Source organism: Chitinilyticum aquatile DSM 21506 (assembly GCF_000430805.1).
In the GTDB taxonomy this organism is placed as follows: Bacteria; Pseudomonadota; Gammaproteobacteria; order Burkholderiales; family Chitinibacteraceae; genus Chitinilyticum; species Chitinilyticum aquatile.
This window is the reverse complement of record NZ_AUMS01000001.1, coordinates 384264-410074: the sequence shown is the minus strand read 5'-3', so window position 1 is coordinate 410074 and position 25811 is coordinate 384264. Positions and strand designations below refer to the sequence as shown.

Below are 25811 nucleotides of genomic sequence, written 5' to 3'. Positions count from 1 at the left end.
GCCATCATGGGGTGCACTGACTGCCTGTGCAGGGATTGCAACGGGTATGGCCATCAAACCATTGCGAATGAATGGCTATATGCATAAACACCGGAGGGTATCAATATGAAAGGATTGAAGTCATTGTGGCTTGCGGCAGTGCTGGCACTGCTGGCGGGCTTCTTGCACGCGGCAGAGCCGCAGAAGGTGCGCACCCCATTCATTGACAACTGGGGGCAGATTCCGCTGGAAGAACTGGCAAGGCAGGCTGCCACATTCCCGGGGGTTTTCTACTTGCAGGGCAATGAGAGCCAGAAGGTGATTGCGCTGACGTTTGACGACGGCCCAAGCCAGTTCACGCCGGCGCTGCTGGATGTGCTGAAAAAGCATCAGGTAAAGGCGACCTTTTTTGTGCTCGGCAAGTCGATGGAACAGTCGCCCGAACTGGTCAAGCGTGCGCATGCCGAAGGTCACACGCTGGGCAACCACTCGTGGGACCATCCGAACCTGAGCGAAATGTCCGGCGAGGCCTACTGGACCAAGCAGCTGCAGCCGACACAGGACATGTTCCAGAAGGTGCTCGGTTTCAAGCCCAGCCTGATGCGCCCGCCCTATGGCTTTCTGACCGATGCGCAAATCAAGGGCATTGATGGCCATGGCATGAAGGCGATTCTGTGGTCGGTGGCTTCTGACGACTGGTACCTCACACACACGATGCAGAATGCCGCAGCAGCGGATGCCATCGCCGGGCAGGTCGTCAAATACGCTCATCCCGGCGCCATCGTACTCGCACATGATGCCGGTGGCCGCACGCGCCAGCCGACCATCGAGGCGACCGACCGCTATATCGCTGAACTGAAAAAGCAGGGCTACCGCTTTGTCACGGTTGACCAGCTGCTGGGTGTGAAGCCAACGCTGAACTGATGGCCTGGTGATCCAGACGCAGGGGCGAGCTGCTTCGCTCCTGCAAACTTCACAAGACTGCCAGAAACATCTCCTGTGTCCGGCCGTTTGCAATAGATGGGGTGACTCCGGTCATCCGCTGCAGCCTGCCGTCGCCCGCACTTTGTGCGTAGAATGCCTGCCTTTCCGACCATTCCCCAAGCCGCCATGCGCATCCTGCTAGCCCCGATGGAAGGTCTGCTCGACCATATCCTGCGCGACATGCTCACGCGTGTCGGCGGCATCGATCTCTGTGTCACCGAATTTGTCCGGGTTTCCGGTACGCTGCTGCCGCACCGGACGTTCGAGCGGATTGCGCCCGAGCTGCTGCACGCCAGCCATACGCCGGCCGGTGTGCCGGTGCGTGTACAGCTGCTGGGTTCCGACCCGGTCTGTCTGGCTGAAAATGCCGCGCGGCTCGCCGAGCTGAACCCGTGCGGCATCGATCTCAACTTCGGCTGTCCGGCCAAAACGGTCAATCGTCACAAGGGCGGGGCAATCCTGCTGCGCGAGCCAGAACTGATGTACCGCATCATCAGTGCGGTGCGTGCGGCCGTGCCGGCGGAAATGCCGGTGACTGCCAAGATGCGGCTGGGGTATGAAGACACCAGCACTGCACTGGCCTGTGCCGCAGCCATCGAAAGTGCCGGGGCGGCGGAAGTGGTCGTGCATGCGCGTACCAAGGTCGATGGCTACAAGCCACCGGCCTACTGGGAGTGGATTGCCACGATTCGCGAACAGGTTTCGATTCCGGTCGTGGCCAATGGCGAAATCTGGACGGTGGAGGATTTCCATCGTTGCCGTGAGGTTTCCGGCTGCGAGGATGTGATGCTCGGGCGCGGTATTGTCGCCGACCCGGGTCTGGCTTTGAAAATCCGTGGCGAAGCGGCACCAGACTGGATGGCCTTGCGGCCGATTTTCGAGCTGTTCTGGCAGAAGGTGCAGGCCTCTGTTCAACCTGCGCATCAGGCGGGCCGCATCAAGCAGTGGCTCAACTACATGCGCCGCGCGATTCCGCACGCCGAGGCGGCGTTTGCCGAGCTGCGCCAGATCAGCAATCCCGACGAATTTGCCCGGCAGTTTTTTGCGAATTACGAGCGCTACTAAGCCAGGGTATTGCCATGTAGCCTTTTGGTGAAAATGGCTGTGGCAATATAGGCTGGTATGTATGAATAAAGCTCACGTCGCTTTGGGTGTGAGCCGACAAACAAAAAGGCCCTTGCGGGCCTTTTTGTTTGGGCTGCAATCAGCGATGCAGGGAATCAACCCAGCAGGTGCTTGATTGCGTCGCGCTCTTCCGACAATTCCTTGGCGGAGGCGTCCATCTTGCTGCGGCTGAATTCGCTGATTTCCAGGCCTTCCACGATGGTGTACTTGCCATCCTTGCAGGTGACCGGATAGCCGTAGATCAGGTCGCTGTAGCCGTATTCGCCATTGGCCGGGATGCCCATGGTGACCCAGTCGCCTTCCGGCGTGCCCAGCACCCAGTTGCGGATGTGATCGATGGCAGCGTTGGCGGCCGAGGCCGCGGACGACAGGCCGCGTGCCTTGATGATCGCGGCGCCGCGCTGCTGAACGGTCGGGATGAATTCGCCTTCCAGCCACTTCTGGTCGTTGATCAGGCCGGCTGCGTTCTGGCCCTTCACTTCGGCGTTGAAGATGTCCGGATACTGGGTGGCGGAGTGGTTGCCCCAGATGGTCATTTTCTTCACGTCGGTAACGGCAACGCCAGTCTTTTGAGCGATCTGGGTCAGGGCACGGTTGTGGTCCAGACGCATCATGGCGGTGAAGTTGGCCGGGTTCAGATCCGGTGCGTTCTTCATGGCGATGTAGGCGTTGGTGTTGGCCGGGTTGCCGACGACCAGAACCTTCACGTCACGCGAGGCTACGGCGTTCAGTGCCTTGCCCTGAGTCGTGAAGATGGCGCCGTTGGCTTCGAGCAGATCCTTGCGCTCCATGCCCGGGCCGCGCGGACGGGCGCCAACCAGCAGGGCCACGTCGGCATCCTTGAAGGCAACCATCGGGTCATCGGTCTGCACGATACCGGCCAGCAGCGGGAATGCACAGTCATCCAGTTCCATCACGACGCCGTTGAGCGCCGGCAGGGACGGGGTAATGTCCAGCAGTTGCAGGATGACCGGCTGATCCGGGCCGAGCATGGCGCCGGATGCAATGCGGAACAGCAGGCTGTAGCCAATCTGGCCAGCAGCGCCGGTAACGGCTACGCGTACAGGTTTCTTCATTCTCATGAACTCCGTGGGCTTGGATGACTGACTTCATCCTGTATTCATCTGGAGCACCGGGTACGGCCAGCGGGCGTACCGGTACGAACGATCAGTTTAACACGCGAGGTGGTGTCGTGCCGCTATTGTGCCAGTTTTTGGAAATTTCGTGGTATATCTTTTGTCTTATATAAGACTTGTGCTAGACTCGCCAGAATATCTGTGATAAAAAGCTTGGTAAATATTGATCATGAGCAAACTTGCCGCACAGCCTCTCTACCGTCAGGTGCTTCGCGAAGTGATGGTTGCCATCGAAGCGGGTGAGTGGGATGAGGATGAATCCCTGCCCAGTGAAACTGATCTGGGCAAGCGTTTCGGCGTGAGCCAGGGGACAGTTCGCAAGGCGCTGGATGTGCTGGTGACGGATGGCGTGCTGTACCGCCGCCAGGGTGTTGGTACCTTTGTTGCCGGCACCAGTGATTTCCTGCTGCGAGGCCAGTTCCTGTCGCTGGCGGGGCGCGATGGCGTCAAGCCCAGCGTGGACTTGCTCGGTTGTGTACGGATTCATGCCGGCGAGCAGTTGGCCGAAATTCTGGGTTTGCGTCGCGGCGCAGCCCTCTGGCAGGTCAGGAGGTTGCTCCGGGTTGAAGGCCAGGTGATCGGTCTTGAGGAGATGCTTTTGCCTGAGGCGAATTTTCCAAGTCTGGAAATCCGCCGCATCCGGGAGCTGAAGGGTAATCTCCGCGAGTTATGCTGGCGTGACTTCGGGGTGCGCCTGAAGGATGGTGAAGTGCGTTATCGCGCGGTGCTGGCCGGTCAGACCGAGGCCCGTTTGCTGATGATGGATGTGAATGAGCCCTTGCTGCAGCTGGTGCGGCTTGCCCGGGATTTTGACGGCAAGCCGCAAGTCTGGAGTGTGGCGTGGCTGCGTACCGAGCAACTGGCGTTCGAACCGCCGGCGCAGTTTGGTGCCCAGGCAGGGTGAACGATAGAAAGAATCTGGAGTGATGTCTTATATAAGACATTAATCCGAGGGTGGCGGTGTCAACACCGCCTTGTTTTGAGTGAAGAGGAACGCGCGTTATGCAGAAGACACGCCCCAAGCACCTGGATCTGAGGGTCATCAAATTCCCGTTGCCAGCCATCGTCTCCGGCTTGCACCGTATCAGTGGTGCGCTGCTGGCTTTATCCATTCCTTTCGTGCTGTATGCACTGGAAGGTTCCTTGTCCAGTGCCGAGCGTTTCGAGGCCTTCCGCGCCTGTCTGGGCAATCCGCTGGTAAAGCTCTTTCTGCTGGTTGTGCTCTGGGGCTTCCTGCACCATGCCTGTGCCGGAACGCGTTTCCTGTTTCTGGACATGCACAAGGGTGTTGATCTCAAAACCGCCCGCCTGACCTCCTGGATCGTCATGATCGTCAGCCTGTCCCTTACTGCCGCGATTGGAGCCTACGCATGGTAAATCGTATCGTTGTTGGCGCTCATTACGGCCTGCGTGACTGGCTGGTGCAGCGTGCTACCGCCGTCATCATGCTGGTCTATGCCGTTGCTGTCGGTGCGTTTGTCCTTTTTGCCGCCAAGGCAGGGTATGCCGACTGGCAGCAGCTGTTCTCCTGTACCTGGGTGAAGGTCCTGACCACCGTTACCGTGCTCGCGCTGCTGTGGCATGCGTGGGTCGGCATCCGCGACATCTGGATGGATTACGTTCAGCCGCTGGGTCTGCGCGTCACGCTGCACGTGCTGACCATTGTCTGGCTGGTTGGCAGTCTTGTTTATTCGGTTAAAGTTGTGTGGGGTGTTTGAGCATGGCCATTCCTGTTCGCAAGTTTGATGCAGTGATCGTCGGTGCTGGTGGTGCCGGTCTGCGCGCTGCGCTGCAGCTGTCGGAAGCCGGCCTGAAAACCGCCGTTCTGTCGAAAGTTTTCCCCACTCGCTCGCACACTGTAGCGGCGCAAGGCGGTGTTTCTGCGTCGCTGGGCAATTCCGAGCCGGATCACTGGCACTGGCACATGTACGACACCGTCAAGGGTTCGGACTGGCTGGGTGACCAGGACGCCATCGAATTCATGTGCCGCGAGGCACCGAATGTCGTGGTCGAGCTGGAACATTTCGGCATGCCGTTCGATCGCAACTCTGACGGCACCATCTATCAGCGCCCCTTTGGTGGCCACATGTCCAATTTCGGCGAAAAGCCGGTGCGTCGCGCCTGTGCTGCTGCTGATCGTACCGGCCACGCCATGCTGCACGCGCTGTACCAGCGCAATGTGCGCGCCAATACACAGTTCTTCGTCGAATGGATGGCACTGGATCTGGTGCGCGATACTGATGGCAATGTGCAGGGCGTCGTTGCCATGGAAATGGAAACCAGCGACATCTACGTATTCCAGGCCAAGGCAACGCTGTTCGCTACCGGCGGTGCCGGTCGCATCTTCGCATCCAGCACCAACGCCTTCATCAATACCGGTGATGGTCTGGGGATCGCTGCCCGTGCAGGCATTCCGCTGGAAGACATGGAGTTCTGGCAATTCCACCCGACCGGTGTGGCTGGCGCTGGCGTACTGATCACCGAAGGCGTGCGTGGTGAAGGCGGTATCCTGCGCAATGCGCAGGGTGAACGCTTCATGGAGCGCTATGCACCGAACGCCAAGGATCTGGCGTCGCGTGACGTGGTTTCCCGTGCCATGGTGACTGAGATCAACGAAGGCCGTGGCTGTGGCCCGAACAAGGATCACGTGCTGCTCGACATCACGCACCTTGACCCTGAAGTCATCATGTCCAAGCTGCCGGGCATCCGCGAGATTTCGATCAAGTTCGCCGGTGTGGATCCGATCAAGGCGCCGATTCCGGTTGTGCCGACCTGCCACTACCAGATGGGCGGTATTCCGACCAACTACAAGGGCGAAGTGGTTGTCGATGGCAAGCCGGTCAGCGGCTTCTATGCCGCCGGCGAAGTGGCGTGTGCATCCGTGCACGGTGCCAACCGTCTTGGCACCAACTCGCTGCTTGACCTGCTGGTATTCGGCAAGTCGTCCGGCAACAGCATGATTGACTTCATCAAGGCTGCGCCGAAGGATCTGCCGGAGCTGAATACTGCCGATGTCGACCGCTCGGTTGCCCGTGTTGATCGGCTGAACAACCAGAAAAACGGCAGCAATGTGCACGAAGCGCGCGCGGCCATGCAGCGCACCATGCAGGCGCACTGCGGCGTGTTCCGTTTCAAGGACATGCTGGCGCAAGGCGTCGAGAAAATCCTCGAAGTCGAGCAGATGGTCAAGACCACCGAAATCGCCGACAAGTCGAAGGTATTCAATACCGCACGCATCGAAGCCCTGGAGTTGGAAAACCTGATCGAAGTCGCCAAGGCGACAATGATTTCGGCCAATGCGCGTACCGAATCGCGCGGCGCTCATGTTCGCGACGATGCTGCCGATACGCCGGAGCGCCCGAATGGCCGCGATGACCAGAACTGGCTCAAGCATACCCTGTGGCACCGTGAAGGCAATCGTCTGGACTACAAGCCGGTCAACATGAATCCGCTGACCGTCGAAACCATCGCACTCAAGACACGCTCGTACTGAGAGGGCTGCACATAAATGACTACCCAAACCGTCAAATTCCGCGTTTATCGCTACGATCCGGACAAGGATGCCAAGCCCTACATGCAGGACATCAGTGTCGAGGTGGATACCACCACCGAGCGCAAGCTGCTCGATGCACTGGTAAAACTGAAAGTGGTTGATGAAACCCTGTCGTTCCGTCGCTCCTGCCGCGAAGGCGTTTGCGGTTCCGATGCGATGAATATCAATGGCAAGAATGGCCTGGCGTGCATCACCGACATCGATACGCTCAAGCAGCCGATCGAAGTCCGTCCGCTGCCGGGTCTGCCGGTCATCCGTGACCTGATCGTCGACATGACGCAGTTCTTCAAGCAATACCACTCGATCAAGCCCTACGTGATCAACGACACGCCGGCGCCGGATCGCGAGCGCCTGCAAAGCCAGGAAGACCGCAAGGAACTCGATGGTCTGTACGAGTGCATCTTGTGTGCCTGCTGTTCGACTTCCTGTCCGTCGTTCTGGTGGAATCCGGACAAGTTCGTCGGTCCGGCGGGTCTGCTGGCGGCTTACCGCTTCATTGCCGATACCCGCGACACGGCCACCAACGAGCGCCTGGACAATCTGGAAGACCCATATCGCCTGTTCCGTTGCCACACCATCATGAATTGTGTCGATGTGTGCCCGAAGGAGCTGAATCCAACTAAGGCGATTGGCAAAATCAAGGAAATGATGCTCAAGCGCGTTGCTTGATCACGACTGGGTACCAAGGAAGGCAGGCATGGACGATGTTCATCTGAAACGGCTGGTGTGGCGTTCGCGCCGCGGCTTGCTGGAGCTGGATCTGCAGCTTGAGCGTTTTGTGGCAGAAGTCTTGCCCACGCTCGATGATGCCGCTCTGGCCGAATTTGAAAACGTCCTGCTGCTGCCGGACAACGATTTTCTCGATTATCTGAATGGCAAGGCCGACTGCCCGGACGAACGTCTCAAGCCCATGCTTGCGCGTATCCGGGGAGCACAACAATAACCACTTCGGCCTGGCCGAAACTGCTTAAACAGGAGTTTTTCTGCGATGGATAAAAAGGTTACTCTGAATTACAACGGCAACCAGACTCTGGACATGCCGGTTCTTGACGGCACCCTTGGCCCCTCTGTTGTCGATATCCGCAGCTTTGCCAAAACCGGCATGTTTACGTTTGACCCGGGTTTCCTGGCAACGGCTTCCTGCGAATCCAAGATCACCTTCATCGATGGTGATCTGGGCCAGCTCTACTATCGCGGCTATCCGATCGAACAACTCGCTGAAGGTGGTTCCGACTTCCTGGAAACCTGCTACCTGCTGATCTACGGCGAGCTGCCGAGCAAGGAGCAGAAGGAAGAATTCGTCAAGACTGTCACCGAGCACACCATGGTGCACGAGCAGCTGACCCGCTTCTGGCAAGGTTTCCGCCGCGATGCTCACCCGATGGCCATGATGGTGGGTGTTGTTGGTGCTCTGTCCGCTTTCTATCAGGACAGCCTGGATGTATCCGATGCCCGCCATCGCGAAGTAGCCATCTACCGCCTGCTGTCGAAGATTCCGACCATCGCTGCAATGTGTTACCGCTACAGCCAGGGCCTGCCGTTCGCCTATCCGCGCAACGACCTGAGCTATACCGCGAACTTCATGCACATGATGTTCTCCACGCCGTGTGCGCCGTACGAGCCGAATCCGGTACTGGTGCGCGCACTTGACCGCATCCTGATCCTGCACGCCGATCACGAGCAGAATGCATCCACTTCGACTGTCCGCCTGTCCGGTTCGTCCGGCGCCAATCCGTTTGCGTGTATCGCTGCCGGTATCGCCACGCTCTGGGGCCCGTCGCACGGCGGCGCCAACGAAGCCGTGCTTCTGATGCTGGACGAGATCGGCTCGGTTGAAAATGTTCCGGCCTTCATGGAAGGCGTGAAGAACAAGACCCACAAGCTGATGGGTTTCGGTCACCGCGTGTACAAGAACATGGATCCGCGCGCCGCGATCATGAAGCGTACTTGCGACGAAGTGCTGAACGAGCTCGGCCTGCACAACGATCCGAAATTCAAGCTGGCCATGGCGCTGGAAAAGATTGCCCTGGAAGACGAATACTTCGTTTCCCGCAAGCTCTATCCGAACGTCGACTTCTACTCCGGCATCGTGCAATCCGCACTGGGCATCCCGGTCGAAATGTTCACCGTGATCTTCGCCGTAGCGCGCACCGTTGGCTGGATCAGCCACTGGAACGAGATGATGTCGGATCCGGGCATGAAGATTGGCCGTCCGCGCCAGCTTTACACCGGCGCGCCGCGTCGTGACTATGTGAAGATGGAAGACCGCGGCTAACACACTGAGCGCCACTGCCGGTGACGGTGGTGGCGTCATTGCATTGACCGGAAAGGGCATCAGCTTGCAGCTTGCCCGGCATATAAAACAGGATTTACCACGGCAATGATGAGAGAACTCACGACCAATTCACATCTGTTCGGTGGCAATGCCCCGTTTGTGGAAGAGCTCTACGAACAGTACCTGTCCGACCCGACTTCGGTCGCCGATGAATGGCGCGGCTATTTCGACCAGCTGCAGCAGACTGCAGGTGGCAATGATCGCGACATACCGCGTGCACCGATCGAAGAGTCCTTCCGCCAGCTGGCCAGGCAGCCGCATCGTCCGGCAGTCGCCGTTGACGAAGCGGCGACCCGCAAGCAGGTCGATCTGCTGCGCATGATTTCTGCCTACCGCATCATGGGCAGCCGTGCGGCGAACCTTGATCCGCTGCAGCGCATGGACAAAACTCCGCTGCCGGCGCTTGATCCGAAAACCTATGGCTTCACGGACAGCGATATGGCGTCGAGCCTCGGCACCAATATCGACAGCATGCCGCGTGCGACAGTCAGCGAAGTCCTGGGCTTTCTGAAACAGACCTATACCGGCAATATCGGCCTGGAGTACATGCATGTCACCAACGCCGACGAGCGTGCATGGTGCATGGCGTTCTTCGAATCCCGCCGTTCCACGCCGGATTTCAGCCGCGAGCAAAAGCTGCGCATTCTCAAGCAGGTCACCGCAGCCGAAACGCTGGAGCAATACCTGCACAAGAAGTACGTTGGCCAGAAGCGCTTCTCGCTCGAAGGCGGCGACAGCATGATTCCGGCGATGGATTATCTGGTTCAGGCCGCCGGCAAGCTCGGCGTGCAGGAAATGGTCATCGGCATGGCCCACCGCGGTCGTCTGAACATGCTGGTGAATATCCTCGGCAAGCAGCCGCGCGATCTGTTCGGTGAATTTGAAGGCCGCTACAGCACCCAGCTGCCCTCGGGCGATGTGAAATACCACATGGGTTTCAGCTCGGACATCCCGACACCAGGTGGCCCGATGCACCTGACGCTGGCGTTCAACCCCTCGCACCTTGAAATCGTGAATCCGGTGGTCGAAGGCTCGACCCGTGCCCGCCAGCACCGCCGCAAGGATGTGAATGGTGATCAAGTTCTGCCGGTACTGATCCATGGCGATTCGGCCTTCATCGGCCTGGGCACCAACCAGGGCACGTTCAACCTGTCGCAGACCCGCGGTTACGGTACGGGTGGCACCTTCCATCTGGTGATCAACAACCAGGTCGGTTTCACCACGTCCGACGTGCGCGACAACCGGTCGACCCTGTTCTGTACCGATATCGCCAAGATGGTCGAAGCCCCGATCTTCCATGTGAACGGCGACGACCCGGAAGCCGTGTGCCTGGTGACCGAGGCTGCACTGGCCTATCGCCAGAAGTTCCACAAGGACGTGGTGATCGACCTCGTCTGCTATCGCAAGCACGGTCACAACGAGGCGGATGATCCCTTCGTGACCCAGCCGATGATGTACAAGAAGATTGCTGCGCACCCCGGTGCCCGCAAGAAGTATGTCGAGCGTCTGGTCAATGAAGGCGTGATTACTGAAGCCGATGCCAATGCGATGATCGACGCTTACCGCGCGGCGCTGGATCGCGGCGAACATGTAGAGCAGACCACGCTGACCGACTACAAGCGCTCCTACGCCGTTGACTGGTCCAAGTACATGGGCACGCACTGGCGCCATCCGGTCAATACCGCGATTGCCCAGGCCGATTTGCTGCGCCTGGCCGAGAAATTCACCGCCTATCCGCAGGATTTCAAGCTGCGCACCACGGTCGAGAAGGAACTGAAAGACCGTCTCGAAATGGCCAAGGGCAATCTGCCGGTGAACTGGGGTACGGCCGAGCATTTCGCTTATTCCACGCTGCTGACCGAAGGCTTCCCGATCCGCATTTCCGGTGAAGATTCCGGCCGTGGCACGTTCAGCCATCGCCATGCCGTGCTGCACGATCAGAACCGCGAAAAGTGGGATCAGGGCACCTATATCCCGCTGCAGAACATCAGTGACAACCAGGCGCATTTCCTGGTGATCGACTCGATCCTGAACGAAGAAGCCGTACTGGCCTTCGAGTATGGCTACTCCTCGTCGGCTCCGGACGAGCTGGTGATCTGGGAAGCCCAGTTCGGTGACTTTGCCAACGGCGCGCAAGTGGTGATCGACCAGTTCATCACCTCCGGCGAAACCAAGTGGGGCCGCCTGTCCGGTCTGACCATGATGCTGCCGCACGGCTACGACGGCCAGGGGCCGGAGCATTCCTCCGCTCGTGTCGAGCGCTATCTGCAGATGTGTGCCGAGCACAATGTCCAGGTACTGATGCTGTCCGAATCCGCGCAGATGTTCCACGCACTGCGTCGCCAGATGCTGCGCCCGTATCGCAAGCCGCTGATCATCATCATGTCGAAGAAGCTGCTGCGCTACAAGGACTCGATGAGCCCGATCGAACACTTCAGCAATGGCGAGTTCCGCACCGTCATCGCTGATGATGGCACGGCTGATCTGAAGAAGGCCAAGCGCGTCATCTGCTGCTCGGGGCAGGTGTATTACGACCTGTACAATGCCCGCAAGGAGCGCGAGATCAAGGATATTGCGATCGTCCGCATCGAACAGCTGTATCCCTTCCCGACCGAAGAGCTGCAGGCCGAACTGGCGAAATACCCGAATGCCCGCGAAATCATGTGGGTGCAGGAAGAGCCGAAGAACCAGGGCGCCTGGTACCAGATCCGCCATCGCCTCGAAGGCGTACTGCAGGCGAAGCAGACCCTGGCCTTTGCCGGTCGTCCGTCTTCCGCTTCGCCGGCAGTTGGCTACATGAGCAAGCACAATGCCCAGCTCAAGGCCTTCGTTGATGAAGCAATGACCTTGTAATCCGGTGCGGCCCCCGCCAGAGGGGGCCGCGTTCTGCGTTTGAGCCAGCCGCAAGGCAAACCGGCCCGATAAGCCGGAACCCAAGAACACTATGGAGTCGTAACCATGATCGTTGAAGTCAAAGTACCGCAGCTGCCGGAGTCTGTTTCTGAGGCAACCCTGATCAGCTGGAAGAAAAAAGTGGGCGAGGCCGTTGCCCGCGATGAAAACCTGATCGATATCGAAACCGACAAGGTCGTCCTTGAAATTCCGGCACCGCAAGCCGGCGTACTGGTCGAACTGGTGCAGGCTGACGGCGCAACCGTGACCAGCCAGCAGATCATTGCCAAGATCGATACCGCGGCTACTGCCGCTGCCAGCGCTTCGGCCGCAGCGGCACCTGCTGCTGCCCCCGCTGCGGTGTCCGCCCCGGCTGCCGGTGTGACTGGTGGTCACGCCATGCCTGCCGCCAAGAAGCTGGCTGCCGATGCTGGCATCAATGTCGCCGACGTTGAAGGTACCGGCCGTGGCGGTCGCGTGCTGAAGGAAGACGTGCAGAATCACCTCGCGAAGCCCGCAGCCGCTGCACCGGCTGCCGCACCGGCCATCATCATCCCGGGCGAGCGCCCGGAGCAGCGCGTGCCGATGAGCCGCCTGCGCCAGCGCGTGGCCGAGCGCCTGCTGCAGTCGCAGTCGACCAATGCCATCCTCACCACCTTCAACGAAGTCAACATGAAGCCGGTGATGGACCTGCGCAACAAGTACAAGGACAAGTTCGAGAAGGAACACGGCGTGAAGCTGGGCTTCATGGGCTTCTTCGTGAAGGCCGCCGTTGCCGCGCTGAAAAAGTACCCGATCGTGAACGCATCCGTTGACGGTAACGACATCGTTTACCACGGCTATTTCGACATCGGCGTGGCCGTTGGCAGCCCGCGCGGTCTGGTGGTGCCGATCATCCGTGATGCCGACAAGCTGAGTCTGGCCGACATCGAAAAGACCATCGCCGATTTCGGCAAGCGTGCGCAGGAAGGCAAGCTGGGCGTGGAAGAACTGACCGGTGGTACCTACACCATCTCCAATGGCGGCACCTTCGGCTCGATGATGTCCACCCCGATCATCAACCCGCCGCAATCCGCGATTCTCGGCATGCACGCCACCAAGGAACGTGCCGTGGTGGAAAACGGCCAGGTTGTCGTTCGCCCGATGATGTATCTGGCGCAATCCTACGATCACCGCATCATCGACGGCCGCGAAGCCGTGCTGAGCCTGGTGGCCATCAAGGATGCCATCGAAGATCCGGCCCGCCTGATTCTCGATCTGTAATACGGCCTGCAGCCGGTGCGGCTTGCTCGTGCCGGCTGGCCGGTGTTATGGGGTATAGCCCTGTAGCCATTGAAAAATAATAGATACACGTGCATATCCGGCTACGTATATTGCCGGGGTGCAAAAGGACAGCATCATGACGCAACAATTTGATGTGGTAGTAATCGGCGCCGGCCCCGGCGGTTATGTGGCAGCCATTCGCGCCGCTCAGCTTGGTTTCAACACCGCCTGCGTTGACGAATTCAAGAACAAGGCCGGTGAAGCCAGCCTCGGCGGCACCTGCCTGAACGTCGGCTGCATTCCGTCCAAGGCGCTGCTGGAGTCGTCGGAAAACTGGGAACGCATCGAGCACAAATTCGAAGCGCACGGCATTTCCGTCTCCGGCGCCAAGTTTGACGTGAAGAAAATGCTCGAGCGCAAGGACGGCATCGTCACCAAGCTCACCCAGGGCATCGGCTACCTGTTCAAGAAGAACAAGGTCGCCAGCCTGCACGGCCATGGCAAGATCGTCGGCCAGGCCGACGGCAAGTGGCTGGTCGAAGTGGCCGACGGTGACAAGGTGGAAACCGTTGCCACGACGCATGTCATCATCGCCACCGGCTCCACGCCGCGCCAGTTCCCGGGCGTGCCGACCGACAACAAGCTGATTCTTGACAACGAAGGCGCACTGGCGATCCCGGAAGTACCGAAGAAGCTCGGCGTGATCGGCGCCGGCGTCATCGGCCTCGAAATGGGCTCGGTGTGGAAACGCCTGGGTTCGGACGTGACTATCCTTGAAGGCGCGCCGGGCTTCCTGCTCGCCGCTGACGAAGCCGTTGCTCGCGAAGCCAACCGCATTTTCACCCGCGATCTGGGCCTGAAGATCAGCTGCGGCGTGAAGATCGCCAAGGTTCAGCCCAACAAGAAAGACGTGACCATCGAGTACGCCGACTCTGAGGGCAAGGAACACAAGGAAACCTTCGACAAGGTGATCGTCGCGATTGGTCGTCAGCCGAACACCTGGAATCTGGCCGCCGAATCGGTCGGCCTGCCGCTGGACGAGCGCGGTTTCGTGATCGTCGACGACGAGTGCCGCACATCCTTGCCCAACATCTGGGCGGTGGGTGACGTGGTGCGCGGCCCGATGCTGGCGCACAAGGCGTCGGAAGAGGGCGTGGCGGTTGCCGAGCGCATCGCCGGTCAGCACCCGCACATCGATTTCAATGTCGTGCCGTGGGTGATCTACACCAGCCCGGAAATGGCCTGGGTCGGCAAGACCGAGCAGGCGCTGAAGGCCGCCGGTGTTGAATACAAGAAAGGCCAGTTTCCGTTCAGCCCGAACGGCCGCGCACTCGGTCTCGGTGAAGTTGGCGGTTTCGTGAAGATGCTGGCCTGCGCCAAGACCGACCGCATCCTCGGTGTGCACATCATTGGCCCGTTTGCTTCCGAGCTGATTTCCGAAGCCGTCGTGGCAATGGAATTCAATGCGTCGTCGGAAGACATCGCCCGCATCATCCACGCTCACCCGTCGCTTTCTGAGGCGCTGCACGAAGCGGCCCTCGGTTGCGACAAGCGTGGCCTGCATTCGTAATCGTGGCGCGGGCAGGGCATCTGGCCCGCCCGGAGCTTGCATGAACATGGCAGGACCAGTGAGCGCTGGCCTGCCGGACAACCCTCTCCTTACAAAGGGAACACAGAGATGAATCTGCACGAGTACCAAGCCAAGGAACTGCTGGCCAAATACGGTCTGCCGGTACAAAAAGGCATTCTGGCAAACAACGCCGAAGAGGCTGCTGCCGCTTACGACCAGCTGGGCGGCAAGTTTGCCGTCGTCAAGGCCCAGGTGCATGCCGGTGGCCGTGGCAAGGCCGGTGGCGTGAAAGTGGTGAAGAGCCGCGAAGAAGCCGCCGCAGAAGCCCAGCGCCTGATCGGCACCAATCTGGTGACCTACCAGACCGACGCCGCTGGTCAGCCGGTCAACAGCGTACTGGTGTGCGAAGACATGTATCCGGTACAGCGCGAGCTGTATCTGGGCGCCGTGGTGGATCGCGGTTCGCAGCGCGTGGTGTTCATGGTGTCCACCGAAGGTGGCGTGGAAATCGAAAAGGTTGCCGAAGAAACTCCGGAAAAGATCATCAAGATCGAAGTGAATCCGCTGGTGGGCATGCAGCCCTTCCAGGCACGTGATGCCGCGTTTGCGCTCGGTCTGAGCGGCAGCCAGATCAACGCGTTCTCCAAGCTGATGCTGGGTTCTTACCAGGCCTTCGTCGAAAACGATTTCGCCCTGTTCGAAGTCAACCCGCTGGCCCTGCGCGAGAACGGTGAACTGGCCTGCGTGGATGGCAAGATCAACCTCGATTCCAACGCGCTGTTCCGTCATCCGGAGCTGCTGGCGCAACGCGACAAGAGCCAAGAGAACGAGCGCGAAGTGAAGGCTTCCGAGCACGAGCTGAACTACGTGGCACTGGAAGGCAACATCGGCTGCATGGTGAACGGCGCCGGTCTGGCGATGGCCACCATGGACATCATCAAGCTGAAAGGCGGCCAGCCGGCCAACTTCCTGGATGTGGGCGGCGGCGCCACCAAGGATCGCGTGATCGAAGCGTTCAAGCTGATCCTGGCCGATTCCTCGGTCAAGGGTGTGCTGATCAACATCTTCGGCGGCATCGTGCGTTGCGACATGATCGCTGAAGCAATCATCGCTGCCGTGAAGGAAGTGAACGTGACTGTTCCGGTTGTCGTTCGTCTGGAAGGCAACAACGCCGAACTCGGTGCCAAGATCCTGGATGAATCCGGTCTGAAGCTGACTTCCGCCCAAGGCCTCAACGACGCCGCCGAGAAGATCGTCGCTGCCGTTGCCGCCCTGTAATCACCAGCACCACAGTCAGAATTCGAAAGGAAATCGAAATGAGCGTATTGGTCAACAAAGATACGAAAGTGCTGGTGCAAGGTTTCACCGGCAAGAACGGTACCTTCCACGCCGAACAGGCGCTGAAGGTCGGCACCAAGGTGGTCGGTGGCGTGACTCCGGGCAAGGGCGGTTCCGAGCACCTCGGCCTGCCGGTGTTCAACACCATGAAGGACGCTGTTCGCCAGACCCAAGCTGACGCTTCCGTGATCTACGTACCGGCAGCCTTCGCCAAGGATTCCATCCTGGAAGCGGTTGAATCCGGTGTGAAGCTGATTGTCTGCATCACTGAGGGCGTGCCGACCATCGACATGCTGTACGTGAAGAAGGCTGTCGACGAAGCCGGCATCCGCCTGATCGGCCCGAACTGCCCCGGCATCATCACCCCGGGCGAGTGCAAGATCGGCATCATGCCGTGGCACATTCACAACCCGGGCCGCATCGGCATCGTTAGCCGTTCCGGCACCCTGACCTATGAAGCCGTAGCGCAAACCACCGCGCTGGGTCTGGGCCAGTCCACGTGTATCGGTATTGGCGGCGACCCGATCCCGGGCACCAGCCACATCGATGCCCTGAAGCTGTTCCAGGACGATCCGGATACCGACGCCATCGTGATGATCGGTGAAATCGGCGGCTCGGCCGAAGAAGAAGCGGCCGAATTCGCCAAGTCCTACGTAACCAAGCCGGTGGTTGGCTACATCGCTGGTGTCACCGCTCCGAAGGGCAAGCGCATGGGCCACGCCGGTGCGATCATCTCCGGCGGCAAGGGCACGGCCGAAGAGAAGTTCAAGGCCTTCGAGAAGGCTGGCATCGCCTACACCCGCAGCCCGGCCGAAATCGGCAAGACCATGTTCGAACTGCTGAAGAGCAAGGGCATGATCTGAGCGGTTTCATCCGCCCGGCAGTAACAACGACGCCACCGCAAGGTGGCGTTGTTGTTTGCTCCGCTGAATAATCCTTAGCGTAAAGTGCCTGTTGCCACCTCAACGCCACCAAGCTGTTCCAGCCGAACTTTGTTACCGTCAAAATTCAGCTTGATCCTGTATGCCCAGCTTTCGTCCAGCCACAGGGTTTCCAGCAGCAGTGTCTTCTGGTCAAGCCATTGCGCGCGCGAGCTGATCAGTGATTCCGGGCCGCTTTGCACGATCTGGTTTTTTACCGGCGGTCGAGGTGTGTCGCGCCATTGCCCGTCCAGGCCCGCGACCTGTTGCCAGGTTGGTTCGCTCTGCTGGTACAAGGGCCGATTGCCCACATCCCGGGTTGTTACCCCGAGCATGAGCTCATTGCCTTTAAATTTCATTTCCAGACGGGAAAACCAGAAGTCACTGCCAATTTCAATGGTTCGTCCGTTGAGTCGCTTTTCCAGTGGCGAGCGCTGGTTTTTCACGGCGATTGTTTCGCCCCAATTGGCTGCCTTGGCCTGCAATTTGGCGAAGGCAGCGGGATTGGCTGGCAGGCTGCTGGTGGCGGGTGTGATGAAATATTCGCGCAGGGCGGTAAAATCGATTTCGGTCGAATTCCGTTCACCATCAGGCCGGCGCGATGTTACAACCAGCGTCATGTCTTCGGCGGGATATACGACGATGTATTGCCCACCCCAGCCTCTGGCTGCAAACCACTGGCGATCCTTGAACACCCACCAGTGGTAGCCGTAGTAATACGGGTTTTCCGTATTGGCCTGAACCGGCAGGACAGGTTGGGTTGCTGCGCTTGCCCATGCCGCAGGAACAATCTCTTGTCCCTGCCATTGACCGTTTTGCCGGAACAGCTCGCCAAAACGCAGCATGTCTGCAGGGGTGATGTATAGCCCGCGGCCACCGTTAATCTGCCCACCCGTTGTAGTAAGCCAGCGGAAGTTGTCGATTCCCAAAGGGCCAAACAGCCTTTCCTGCGCATACTCCAGCAATGGGCGTCCCACCGCTTTTTCGGTCATCGCCGCCAGGAGTGCTGAACCGACACTGTTGTAGTTGAAGGTTCCGATCTGTTCGGGGTCAATGGGCTGGCGCAGGAATTCGCCAATCCAGTCCTCATGCTGCATGATTTTTTCCCAGCTGGATGAACGATCACGACCGACAAAGTCATTCCAGATCATGCCGGATTTCATCTGCAGCAGTTCTTCAACGGTGATCTTGGCTGCCGGCAAATCGCGGTACTGGGGCAGAATTTCACCAACCGTATCGGTGAGGTTCAGCCGGCCATCGCTGATGGCTTGCCCGACGAGGGTGGCGGTGACGCTCTTGGCCACCGAATTCACCTGATGTGGCATTCCCGGCCGAAACGGTGCGTAATAGGCATCCAGCACCAGTTTGCCATGTCGGGCCAGGAGCACGCTTTCGGTTTCAAATCCTTGTGTGCGCAGGTAGTCGAGCATGCTGCTCAGTTTTGCCGAATCCAGTCCTGCACTTTCTGGCGTTGCGCGTGGCAATGGACTTGCGTGGGCGATCCCCAGCAGCAGGATGGCAAGTCCGAGACAGAACCGGATGAAATGGCGTGGAGATGGCATATCTGGTATCCGTGCAGTGATTATCAGAAAACGGGAGCTTGCCTCCCAGGTGACAGCTTAATGCCGAGAACCCCGAGTGTGCACATTAGGCCCTAACAGAACAGACGTTATTTGATCTTAATTGCTGTCTTGTTAGCAGTACCGCTTGTTCAGCGTTGCTGCAGGGCACTGCCTTATGTATGGGCTTGTGGTCTGCTGCATGAAATGGTTAGGGCCTGGTACTGTGCAGGGTATTGCAGCCTGTCAACGCTGGCCGGGCAGGGTGGCATGCTGCTTTGCCCTGTGTGTTCGACAATCAAATACTGATATTCATGTGGCCATCCTTACATCAGATTTCTTTTTGCGTTGGTTGATCTGACGAAGATCGTTACACTCTGCCGATTGTTGTTGCTGGTGAATGGTATGCGCGGCTTGTTGCTTGCAGTAATCATGTTCGTGGTCGGGGCGCTCAGTTCGGGTGTGGGGGGCGGGCTGGCACTGGCGTTCTGCGCCTATGTGGTCAGCCTGTTTCTGTGGCCTGCTGCTAAGGACGACGGGCAGAAAGAGGGCGCAGCGCCGCAAGGCGGCCCGGCCATGCCGGAATCGACTGCGAGGGCTCGTGAGGTACACCGCCCGGCTGCGCCATCCGCAGCGGGCATGACCAAATTCGATGCACTGGCCCAGCGGGTCGCGCAGCTCGAGGATGAGGTGGCGCTGCTGCGGCAGCGGCTTGATGAACGCCCCGTCGCTGCTGCGGCAGAGCTGACATTGCCACCGCTTGACATTGCGCCGGCTGCCTTGCCTGTTGCCCCCGTTGCAGCGGCTGCCGAGCCAGAGCAACGGCAAGCAGCCGCAATTGAATTGCCGCCCTTGCCCGATTTGCCAGCCGCAGTGCCAGCAAACACGCAGCCCGCAGCGCTCGAATTGGCTCAGCCAGCTGAAATGCAGCTATTGCCGGTGACCGAAACGCAGCCTGTGATGCAGGAGCTGCCTGCGAGTGCGCCAGGTGATGCATCGACCCCGGCCCGCGCGGAGCCTGTCACGGTGACAGACCGCGCCGGCACTCCGGAAGCCGCGCAGGACGCTGTGGCGGAAGCCATCCAGCCACTGCGGTCAGAGTCTGCTCCGGCGTTCGTACCGGAAGTGCCGCAAGAGCAGATTCCCGAGGGGCCCGATCTTTTCCAGAAAGCCTGGAACTATGCCCGTGACTGGCTGCTGGGTGGCAATACCGTGGTGCGGGTCGGGATTCTGATCCTCTTCTTCGGCGTGGCTTTCCTGCTGAAATATGCCGCCGACAGCAATCTGCTGCCGATCGAACTGCGGCTGGCCGGCGTGGCGCTGGGGGCATGCGGCCTGCTCGTGACCGGCTGGCGGCTGCGCGAGAAGCGGCGTGGCTACGGGCTGATCCTGCAAGGGGGCGGGGTGGGCATGCTCTACATCACCGCCTTTGTGACGCTAAAGCTCTTCAACCTGCTGCCGGCCGGGGTGGTACTGGCCTTTCTGGTCATCCTTGCCGTGCTGTCTGCCTTGCTGGCCATCCGGCAGGATGCCCGCTCACTCGCCGTGATGGGGATTACCGGCGGTTTCCTTGCGCCTTTGCTGACCAGCACGGGCGGTGGCAGCCACGTGACGCTGTTCAGCTATTACGCGCTGCTGAATGCCGGCATTTTCGGCATGGCGTGGTTCAAGTCATGGCGTCCGCTCAATGTGCTGGGCTTTGCGTTTACCTTCGGCGTCGCCACCCTGTGGGGCGTGCTGAAATACGAGCCTGCACTGCGTGCATCTACGCTGCCTTTCCTCGCACTATTCTTCGCCTTCTATCTGGTGATTGCCATCCTGTATGCCCTGCACCGCGAGCTGAAGGTGCGTGACTATGTCGATGGCACGCTGGTATTCGGTACGCCGCTGGTGGGCTTTGGTCTGCTGGCGAAACTGATGCAGGGTGTACCCTTCGGCCTGGCGTGGGGCGCGGTCGTGCTCGGCGCTTTGTATCTGGCACTGACGTTCTGGCTGAAGCGCACATACCGGCTGCGCCTGAATCTGCTGGCCGAATCCTTTCTCGCATTGGGAGTGATTTTTGCGACTCTCGCCATTCCGCTGGCCTTTGACGGCCAGACTACGGCAGCGATGTGGGCGGTGGAAGGGGCTGCCATCGTCTGGATCAGCCTGCGCCAGCAGCGCAAGCTGGCTCTCGGGTTCGCACTGGTGTTGCAGCTGCTGGCGGCGGGCGCCGTGGCGATGCACTGGACACCGGCCGCTGGCGATGCCGTCGCGTTTTTCAATGGTGCCTGCATGGCTTTCCTGCTGCTGGCCCTGTCGGCGCTCTCGACCGGCTTCCTGTTGCAGCGCGATGCCGCGTGCCAATGGCTGGCTGCGTGCCGGCCGCTCGCCATGTGCTTTGCCGCGCTGGGTGGCATCTGGTGGTTTGCCGCCGGCCTGTATGAAATTCATCGCCTTGCCGGGCCTGCCAGCCTGTCGTCGCTCTACCTCCTCTTTACCACGCTGAGCCTGGTCATGGCTGGCGCACTCGCAAGGCGGCTTGTCTGGGAAGACCTGCGCTGGCCTGCACTGGCCCTGCCTGTGGTGCTGGCCGCCTGGGCCTTCTACCTGCTGAGTGTGCCAGCGCATCCGTTTGCTCACTGGGGCTGGCTGGTGCTGCCGCTGGCATATGCGGCTGGTTGGCTGGTGCTCAGGCGCCACGAGAATGGTCTGCAGGGCGGCGCGGCGTTGCATCTGCTGCTGGTCTGGAGCCTGAGCGCCTTGCTGGTGCGGGAAGCCGGCTGGCAATTGCTGCAGTACATTCCTGAGGGTATCTGGCTCTATACATCAATCCCATTGGGTTGTGGCCTGATACTGCTGCTTGTATCATTGCTGGCTCCGAGATGGGCCTGGCCGGTGCAACTGCATCGCAATGCCTATCTGCTGCTTGCCCCCTTGCCGCTGCTGCTGGCACAGGCGCTGTGGTTCGCTTTTGCACTCACCAGCAATGGTGATCCTGCGCCGCTGGCTTATCTTCCCGTCCTCAATCCGCTTGATGTCGCCGTGGGGCTGACGCTGCTGTCCGTGCTGGTCTGGTTGCGCATGCTGGGGCGTGAGCAACTCTGGACTGTGCCGGCGCAACTGCCGGCCTGGCTGCTGTGCGCCAGTCTCTTGCCCTGGCTGAGCAGCGATATCCTGCGCCTGTTCCATCACTGGGATGGCCTGGATTATGGCCTGGACACGCTGCTGATTTCGCTGAAGGTGCAGGCCGTGCTGGTGCTGTTCTGGTCGGCGGTCGTGGTACTGCTGCCCGGCCGCTTGCGCAACGAAGCGGCACGCCTGGTCGTGCAACAGGTTTCTGCTGCCGTGCTGGCGATGATGGCAGTCTGGGCCCTGCTGGCGAACCTCAGCGATGGCCAGCTGCTGTCGTTCAGCTATATTCCCTTCTTCAATCTGCTGGAGCTGGCACAGCTCGCCGCCATTGGCGCGGTTTATCTCTGGTGGCAGCAGCGCCGCACGCGCGGCGAGGCGCTGCCCAGCAAGCCGGACTGGCTGCTGTACGGTGGCTGCGCGGCGGTGTTCCTGCTGCTCAACGCCGCGCTGCTGCGCGCGGCGCATGGCGGCTGGCAGGTGGAATATTCCCTGCTGGGTATCGCCCGCTCGCTGGGTGTGCAGCAGCTCTTTGTCCTGCTGTGGGCACTAGCTGCTGCTTTCGGCATGTGGCTGGCGTGGCGCGGGCGCGAGTTGCGACTCCTGCCGGTTGCGGGCGGTTTGCTGCTGGTGCTCTGGCTGTGGACTTTCCATGCCAATGTGGCGGATTCCGGCGGGCGCATGGCGGTGGTACCGCTTCTGAACCCGCTAGATCTGCTGCAGGCTTTCATTCTTGCGCTGCTGGGAGCATGGTTCTGGCTGATGCAGCGTCGGCAGGGAGTTCCGTTGCTCTCTGAAAATGCCTTGCGCGTGGTTTTCGGACTCACCGGTTTTGTCTGGCTGAATGCCGTGCTGCTGCGTACCATTCATCACTGGACGGGAGTACCGTATGTCTGGCATGAGCTGATGCAATCGATGACCGTCCAGACCGCTCTGTCCCTGTTCTGGACCCTGCTGGCGCTGGTATTGATGGTGCTGTCTACCAGACGGCGCGACCGCGCGATCTGGATTGCCGGCGGCTTGCTGCTGGTGCTGGTCGTCGCCAAACTCTTCATGTTCGACCTTTCCAAGGTTGCCGGCATTGCCCGCATCATCAGCTTTATCGGCGTGGGCGTACTGCTGCTGCTGATCGGCTATCTGGCACCGTTGCCGCCAGCCCGAAAAGCACCGGAAGGCGAGGAGCAGATCAATGCGTAACTTGCTGGTTGTCCTGGCCTGGCTGGTACCGCTGGCCGTATTGGCTGCTCCGGCGCAGCAAGCCGCAGCAGCCAGAGACACGCCCGACGGCTATGCGCTGCGCCAGCCTATTGTGCTGCAGGGCGAGGCGCCGGCGTACCGTGTCACCATTCCGGCCAGTGTCTATGACTTCAGCCGTCAGGAAGGTTTGCGTGACCTGCGCGTCTTCAATGCCGCTGGCGAACCTGTGCCATTTGCGGTAGATGTCGTCAGGCCGTCCGCCAATGACCGCGAAAACCAGCAAGTACTTCCATTTTTCGCGGTGCCGGCGCTGGCTGCCGAGCAGGTGACACAGGATGCTGACGGCCGCTTGCTGCTGCAAAAAACCGTTTCCGAGAAGCCGGTTGGCTTGCTGCTGGATGCCAGCCAGATTCCGTCCGGCCAATGGCAGACACTCACTCTGCAGCTTGCTGATGCCAATTACCGTGGTCGCGTGCAGTGGCTGCTGAGCGACGACCTGCAGGTCTGGCGCACAGGTGGTCAGCAGGAATTGCTGAAGCTTGCCAGCGGCCCCGGCCAGACAACGGTGAATCTGGACGGCCAGCACGCCCGCTATCTGCGGCTGGACTGGCTGGACAAGCCTTTCCGGCTGCAAGCGGCTACCTTGCGCTGGCGTGAGCGCGGTGATGCGCCCGCAGCACTGAACTGGACAGGCTGGCAGCGCGCCAGGCCGGGGCCGTCGCCCGGTGAATACCTGTTCGATCTCGGCTTGCGCGCCCCCTTCGAGCGACTGGACATCCGCCTGCCGCAAGCCAATACGGTGGCTGGCGCGCAGTGGTACAGCCGCGAGTCGGAGAGCATGCCCTGGCAGGCCATTGCCAGCAGCAGGCTGAGCCAGCTCGGGCAGGCATCCGTAGCGCTGCAGGGCTTTGGCAGCGTGCCCTGGCGTTACTGGCGGCTACTTGTCGACACGCAGCAGGGCGGGCTGGGGCAGGGCATGCCCGAGCTGCGGGCTGCCTGGCCAACTGAACAGCTCACCTTCATTGCCCGTGGGCAAGCACCTTTCCTGCTGGCCTGCGGGCGTGAAACGCCTGGTGCTGCGCCGCAGACACTGGACGCGCTATTCGATGGCAAGGCGGTGCAGCTTGCCTCCGCCAGCCTTGCCGCCCCCTTGCCGGCAGCGGCCAGTTCGACGGCAGCCAGTGCGATTCCGCCAGACAGTGACCGCTGGCGCAAGGCCGGCCTGTGGGGCAGCCTGCTGCTGGCCGTACTGCTGCTGGGCGCGATGGCATGGAAGGTGCTGCGCGAGCCCGCAGTCGGGCAGGGCACGGAAGACGGGGGCTGATCAGAGAGCGCAGCCAGCTTTGCACACATTTCATGTCTGCTGAAGGCTTGTCGCTGCTGCCATTGTGATCAGCTTCAAAGTGCGCAGGCGCATCGTCCCGTTTGACTGCATGCAGTCTGGCCAGAATCAAACTACAGTGAGTACCCTGATTTGCCTCAAGCGCATGCCGGCAAATTGCTGCTAGCGTGTAAGCAGTCGTCCCGATCGCCGCTTTAGCCGGAGCAAAACCATGCACGAGCTCAGCCTTGCCGAAAATGTGATCCGCATCGCGGAAACGGCCGCCCGCAATGCGGCCGCTGCAAGAGTCACGCGAGTCCGGCTGGCCGTGGGGGCATTCGCCCATGTCGATCCTGACACGCTGCAATTCTGCTGCGAGCTGGCTGCAAGGCAGACGCTGCTGGACGGCGCCGAGTTTCTGGTGGAGCGCACGCCGGGCCAGGCCTTCTGCATCGACTGCAAGCAGGATGTGGCACTGGAGCGCATCGGTTTTCCCTGCCCGCAGTGCGGCGGCTTCGACTTGCGGGTGACAGCCGGTGATGAAATGCAGGTGCTGGATATTGCGGTGATGTGATCTAATGGGTATACAGCTTTAGCCCTTTAAAATAAATGGCCTTGGGCATATACCCGGATATTGGTCTTTGCCGGACAGGGTGCCGGCAGACACAAGGAGCAGAGCATGTGTACCACTTGCGGTTGCGGTCACGGTGAAACGACAATCAACGGCATTGCGCCGGTCAGGAAACGCCACGCCAGCGGGCCGCTGGGCGCCTACCGACGGCTGGAGCAGGGCGCGGCGCACGCAGCTGAAGCAGCGCCGCTGGGCGCGGTGCATGCACCTGAAGTCGATCCAGAGCGCACGCTGCGCCTCGAACACGACATCCTCGCCAGCAATGACGCACTCGCCGAGGTCAACCGCCGGCAACTGGCGCAGCAGGGGATTTTCGCGCTGAATCTGGTGTCCAGCCCTGGCTCGGGCAAAACCACGCTGCTGGTCGAAACCATCCAGCGCTGGGCGCGGCAAACACCGGTGGCGGTGGTCGAGGGCGACCAGCAAACGGCGAACGACGCCGAGCGCATCCGCGCCACCGGCGCGCCGGCGGTGCAGATCAATACGGGCAAGGGCTGTCATCTGGACGCGCACATGGTCGCCGGTGCCCTGGCGACGCTGCGGGCCGAGCATGCGCTGCAGGACAACAGCCTGCTGCTGATCGAAAACGTCGGCAATCTGGTCTGCCCGGCGGCGTTCGATCTGGGCGAGGCGCACAAGGTCGCCATCCTGTCGGTGACCGAGGGCGAAGACAAGCCACTGAAATACCCCGACATGTTCCGAGCTGCCGACCTGCTGATTCTGAGCAAGATCGATCTGCTGCCCTATCTGGATTTTGATGTGGATGCCGCCATCCGCATGGCGCGGCAGGTGCGCCCGGGGCTGGAGGTGATTCGCCTCTCGACCCGCAGCGGCGAGGGCTTTGACGACTGGCTGGCCTGGCTTGCTGCCGGCTGTGCCAAAGCGCAGCGGGGCTGA

At 60.4% G+C, this 25811-nt stretch carries 20 protein-coding genes; 18 read left to right on the top strand and 2 right to left on the bottom strand.

What is annotated here, in order from left to right:
* Nucleotides 1-105: 105 nt before the first annotated feature.
* Nucleotides 106-903: a polysaccharide deacetylase family protein gene (locus tag H559_RS18405; RefSeq protein ID WP_081412818.1), complete on the top strand. Its 798-nt coding sequence runs from the start codon at nucleotides 106-108 to the stop codon at nucleotides 901-903.
* A 186-nt stretch (nucleotides 904-1089) separates the two neighbouring features.
* Nucleotides 1090-2028 (top strand): tRNA dihydrouridine synthase, encoded by a 939-nt coding sequence (locus tag H559_RS0102000; protein WP_028451311.1) that lies wholly within the window; start codon nucleotides 1090-1092, stop codon nucleotides 2026-2028.
* A 155-nt stretch (nucleotides 2029-2183) separates the two neighbouring features.
* On the opposite strand, the gene H559_RS0101995 is transcribed toward H559_RS0102000, so the two are convergent.
* Nucleotides 2184-3164 (bottom strand): malate dehydrogenase, encoded by a 981-nt coding sequence (locus H559_RS0101995; protein WP_028451310.1) that lies wholly within the window; start codon nucleotides 3162-3164, stop codon nucleotides 2184-2186.
* A gap of 229 nt (nucleotides 3165-3393) precedes the next feature.
* On the opposite strand from H559_RS0101995, the gene H559_RS18400 reads away from it, so the two are divergent.
* The 12 genes from H559_RS18400 to sucD all read left to right on the top strand — a co-directional run bounded on the left by H559_RS18400 (nucleotide 3394) and on the right by sucD (nucleotide 17038).
* Entirely contained in the window at nucleotides 3394-4128 is a 735-nt protein-coding gene (locus H559_RS18400) for a GntR family transcriptional regulator (RefSeq protein WP_051278813.1), read from the top strand.
* Between the two features lie 98 nt (nucleotides 4129-4226).
* The gene (gene sdhC / locus H559_RS0101985) at nucleotides 4227-4601 is read left to right on the top strand and encodes a succinate dehydrogenase, cytochrome b556 subunit (protein ID WP_028451309.1); all 375 of its coding nucleotides are present in this window, start codon (nucleotides 4227-4229) and stop codon (nucleotides 4599-4601) included.
* Nucleotides 4595-4942, top strand: coding sequence for a succinate dehydrogenase, hydrophobic membrane anchor protein (sdhD, locus tag H559_RS0101980; RefSeq protein WP_028451308.1), 348 nt, complete (start codon nucleotides 4595-4597; stop codon nucleotides 4940-4942). Before sdhC ends, sdhD begins: the two co-directional genes overlap by 7 nt.
* A 2-nt stretch (nucleotides 4943-4944) precedes the next feature.
* On the top strand, nucleotides 4945-6717 hold the full coding sequence (sdhA, locus tag H559_RS0101975) for a succinate dehydrogenase flavoprotein subunit (RefSeq protein WP_028451307.1): 1773 nt from the start codon (nucleotides 4945-4947) through the stop codon (nucleotides 6715-6717).
* Between the two features lie 15 nt (nucleotides 6718-6732).
* Nucleotides 6733-7446, top strand: coding sequence for a succinate dehydrogenase iron-sulfur subunit (locus tag H559_RS0101970; protein WP_028451306.1), 714 nt, complete (start codon nucleotides 6733-6735; stop codon nucleotides 7444-7446).
* Between the two features lie 28 nt (nucleotides 7447-7474).
* Nucleotides 7475-7720: an FAD assembly factor SdhE gene (locus H559_RS0101965; RefSeq protein WP_028451305.1), complete on the top strand. Its 246-nt coding sequence runs from the start codon at nucleotides 7475-7477 to the stop codon at nucleotides 7718-7720.
* A gap of 45 nt (nucleotides 7721-7765) precedes the next feature.
* Nucleotides 7766-9052, top strand: a complete 1287-nt coding sequence (gene gltA, locus H559_RS0101960; protein ID WP_028451304.1) for a citrate synthase — start codon at nucleotides 7766-7768, stop codon at nucleotides 9050-9052.
* A gap of 105 nt (nucleotides 9053-9157) precedes the next feature.
* The gene (locus H559_RS0101955) at nucleotides 9158-11965 is read left to right on the top strand and encodes a 2-oxoglutarate dehydrogenase E1 component (protein WP_028451303.1); all 2808 of its coding nucleotides are present in this window, start codon (nucleotides 9158-9160) and stop codon (nucleotides 11963-11965) included.
* Between the two features lie 105 nt (nucleotides 11966-12070).
* The gene (gene odhB / locus H559_RS0101950) at nucleotides 12071-13267 is read left to right on the top strand and encodes a 2-oxoglutarate dehydrogenase complex dihydrolipoyllysine-residue succinyltransferase (RefSeq protein WP_028451302.1); all 1197 of its coding nucleotides are present in this window, start codon (nucleotides 12071-12073) and stop codon (nucleotides 13265-13267) included.
* 136 nt (nucleotides 13268-13403) lie between these two features.
* The gene (lpdA, locus tag H559_RS0101945) at nucleotides 13404-14837 is read left to right on the top strand and encodes a dihydrolipoyl dehydrogenase (protein WP_028451301.1); all 1434 of its coding nucleotides are present in this window, start codon (nucleotides 13404-13406) and stop codon (nucleotides 14835-14837) included.
* A 108-nt stretch (nucleotides 14838-14945) separates the two neighbouring features.
* Nucleotides 14946-16115 carry an ADP-forming succinate--CoA ligase subunit beta gene (sucC, locus tag H559_RS0101940; protein ID WP_028451300.1) on the top strand — a complete coding sequence of 390 codons (1170 nt, stop codon included), beginning with the start codon at nucleotides 14946-14948 and terminating at the stop codon, nucleotides 16113-16115.
* Between the two features lie 38 nt (nucleotides 16116-16153).
* Nucleotides 16154-17038, top strand: a complete 885-nt coding sequence (gene sucD, locus H559_RS0101935) for a succinate--CoA ligase subunit alpha (RefSeq protein WP_028451299.1) — start codon at nucleotides 16154-16156, stop codon at nucleotides 17036-17038.
* Between the two features lie 74 nt (nucleotides 17039-17112).
* On the opposite strand, the gene H559_RS0101930 is transcribed toward sucD, so the two are convergent.
* A complete protein-coding gene (locus H559_RS0101930) occupies nucleotides 17113-18657 on the bottom strand; it encodes a serine hydrolase domain-containing protein (protein ID WP_034639298.1) in 1545 nt (514 codons plus the stop codon).
* Between the two features lie 402 nt (nucleotides 18658-19059).
* Between H559_RS0101930 and H559_RS18395 the strand changes: the two genes are divergently transcribed.
* From H559_RS18395 to hypB, 4 genes are all read left to right on the top strand, one after another.
* The gene (locus tag H559_RS18395) at nucleotides 19060-22962 is read left to right on the top strand and encodes a DUF2339 domain-containing protein (RefSeq protein ID WP_051278812.1); all 3903 of its coding nucleotides are present in this window, start codon (nucleotides 19060-19062) and stop codon (nucleotides 22960-22962) included.
* A complete protein-coding gene (locus tag H559_RS18390; protein ID WP_034639295.1) occupies nucleotides 22955-24286 on the top strand; it encodes a DUF3999 family protein in 1332 nt (443 codons plus the stop codon). The genes H559_RS18395 and H559_RS18390 overlap by 8 nt, the downstream gene beginning before the upstream one ends.
* Before the next feature lie 229 nt (nucleotides 24287-24515).
* The gene (hypA, locus tag H559_RS0101915) at nucleotides 24516-24857 is read left to right on the top strand and encodes a hydrogenase maturation nickel metallochaperone HypA (RefSeq protein ID WP_028451297.1); all 342 of its coding nucleotides are present in this window, start codon (nucleotides 24516-24518) and stop codon (nucleotides 24855-24857) included.
* Nucleotides 24858-24962: 105 nt separating this feature from the next.
* The gene (gene hypB, locus H559_RS0101910; RefSeq protein WP_028451296.1) at nucleotides 24963-25811 is read left to right on the top strand and encodes a hydrogenase nickel incorporation protein HypB; all 849 of its coding nucleotides are present in this window, start codon (nucleotides 24963-24965) and stop codon (nucleotides 25809-25811) included.

Bases quoted from the DNA above. Each gene is read 5' to 3' on its own strand.
- lpdA (WP_028451301.1), top strand. From the start codon at position 13,404: ATGACGCAACAATTTGATGTGGTAGTAATCGGCGCCGGCCCCGGCGGT.
- hypB (WP_028451296.1), top strand. From the start codon at position 24,963: ATGTGTACCACTTGCGGTTGCGGTCACGGTGAAACGACAATCAACGGC.
- H559_RS0101930 (WP_034639298.1), bottom strand. From the start codon at position 18,657: ATGCCATCTCCACGCCATTTCATCCGGTTCTGTCTCGGACTTGCCATC.
- H559_RS18395 (WP_051278812.1), top strand. From the start codon at position 19,060: ATGCGCGGCTTGTTGCTTGCAGTAATCATGTTCGTGGTCGGGGCGCTC.
- gltA (WP_028451304.1), top strand. From the start codon at position 7,766: ATGGATAAAAAGGTTACTCTGAATTACAACGGCAACCAGACTCTGGAC.
- H559_RS0101955 (WP_028451303.1), top strand. From the start codon at position 9,158: ATGATGAGAGAACTCACGACCAATTCACATCTGTTCGGTGGCAATGCC.
- sucD (WP_028451299.1), top strand. From the start codon at position 16,154: ATGAGCGTATTGGTCAACAAAGATACGAAAGTGCTGGTGCAAGGTTTC.
- H559_RS0102000 (WP_028451311.1), top strand. From the start codon at position 1,090: ATGCGCATCCTGCTAGCCCCGATGGAAGGTCTGCTCGACCATATCCTG.
- odhB (WP_028451302.1), top strand. From the start codon at position 12,071: ATGATCGTTGAAGTCAAAGTACCGCAGCTGCCGGAGTCTGTTTCTGAG.
- sdhA (WP_028451307.1), top strand. From the start codon at position 4,945: ATGGCCATTCCTGTTCGCAAGTTTGATGCAGTGATCGTCGGTGCTGGT.
- sdhD (WP_028451308.1), top strand. From the start codon at position 4,595: ATGGTAAATCGTATCGTTGTTGGCGCTCATTACGGCCTGCGTGACTGG.
- H559_RS18400 (WP_051278813.1), top strand. From the start codon at position 3,394: ATGAGCAAACTTGCCGCACAGCCTCTCTACCGTCAGGTGCTTCGCGAA.
- H559_RS18390 (WP_034639295.1), top strand. From the start codon at position 22,955: ATGCGTAACTTGCTGGTTGTCCTGGCCTGGCTGGTACCGCTGGCCGTA.
- H559_RS0101965 (WP_028451305.1), top strand. From the start codon at position 7,475: ATGGACGATGTTCATCTGAAACGGCTGGTGTGGCGTTCGCGCCGCGGC.
- sdhC (WP_028451309.1), top strand. From the start codon at position 4,227: ATGCAGAAGACACGCCCCAAGCACCTGGATCTGAGGGTCATCAAATTC.
- H559_RS0101970 (WP_028451306.1), top strand. From the start codon at position 6,733: ATGACTACCCAAACCGTCAAATTCCGCGTTTATCGCTACGATCCGGAC.
- H559_RS0101995 (WP_028451310.1), bottom strand. From the start codon at position 3,164: ATGAAGAAACCTGTACGCGTAGCCGTTACCGGCGCTGCTGGCCAGATT.
- H559_RS18405 (WP_081412818.1), top strand. From the start codon at position 106: ATGAAAGGATTGAAGTCATTGTGGCTTGCGGCAGTGCTGGCACTGCTG.
- hypA (WP_028451297.1), top strand. From the start codon at position 24,516: ATGCACGAGCTCAGCCTTGCCGAAAATGTGATCCGCATCGCGGAAACG.
- sucC (WP_028451300.1), top strand. From the start codon at position 14,946: ATGAATCTGCACGAGTACCAAGCCAAGGAACTGCTGGCCAAATACGGT.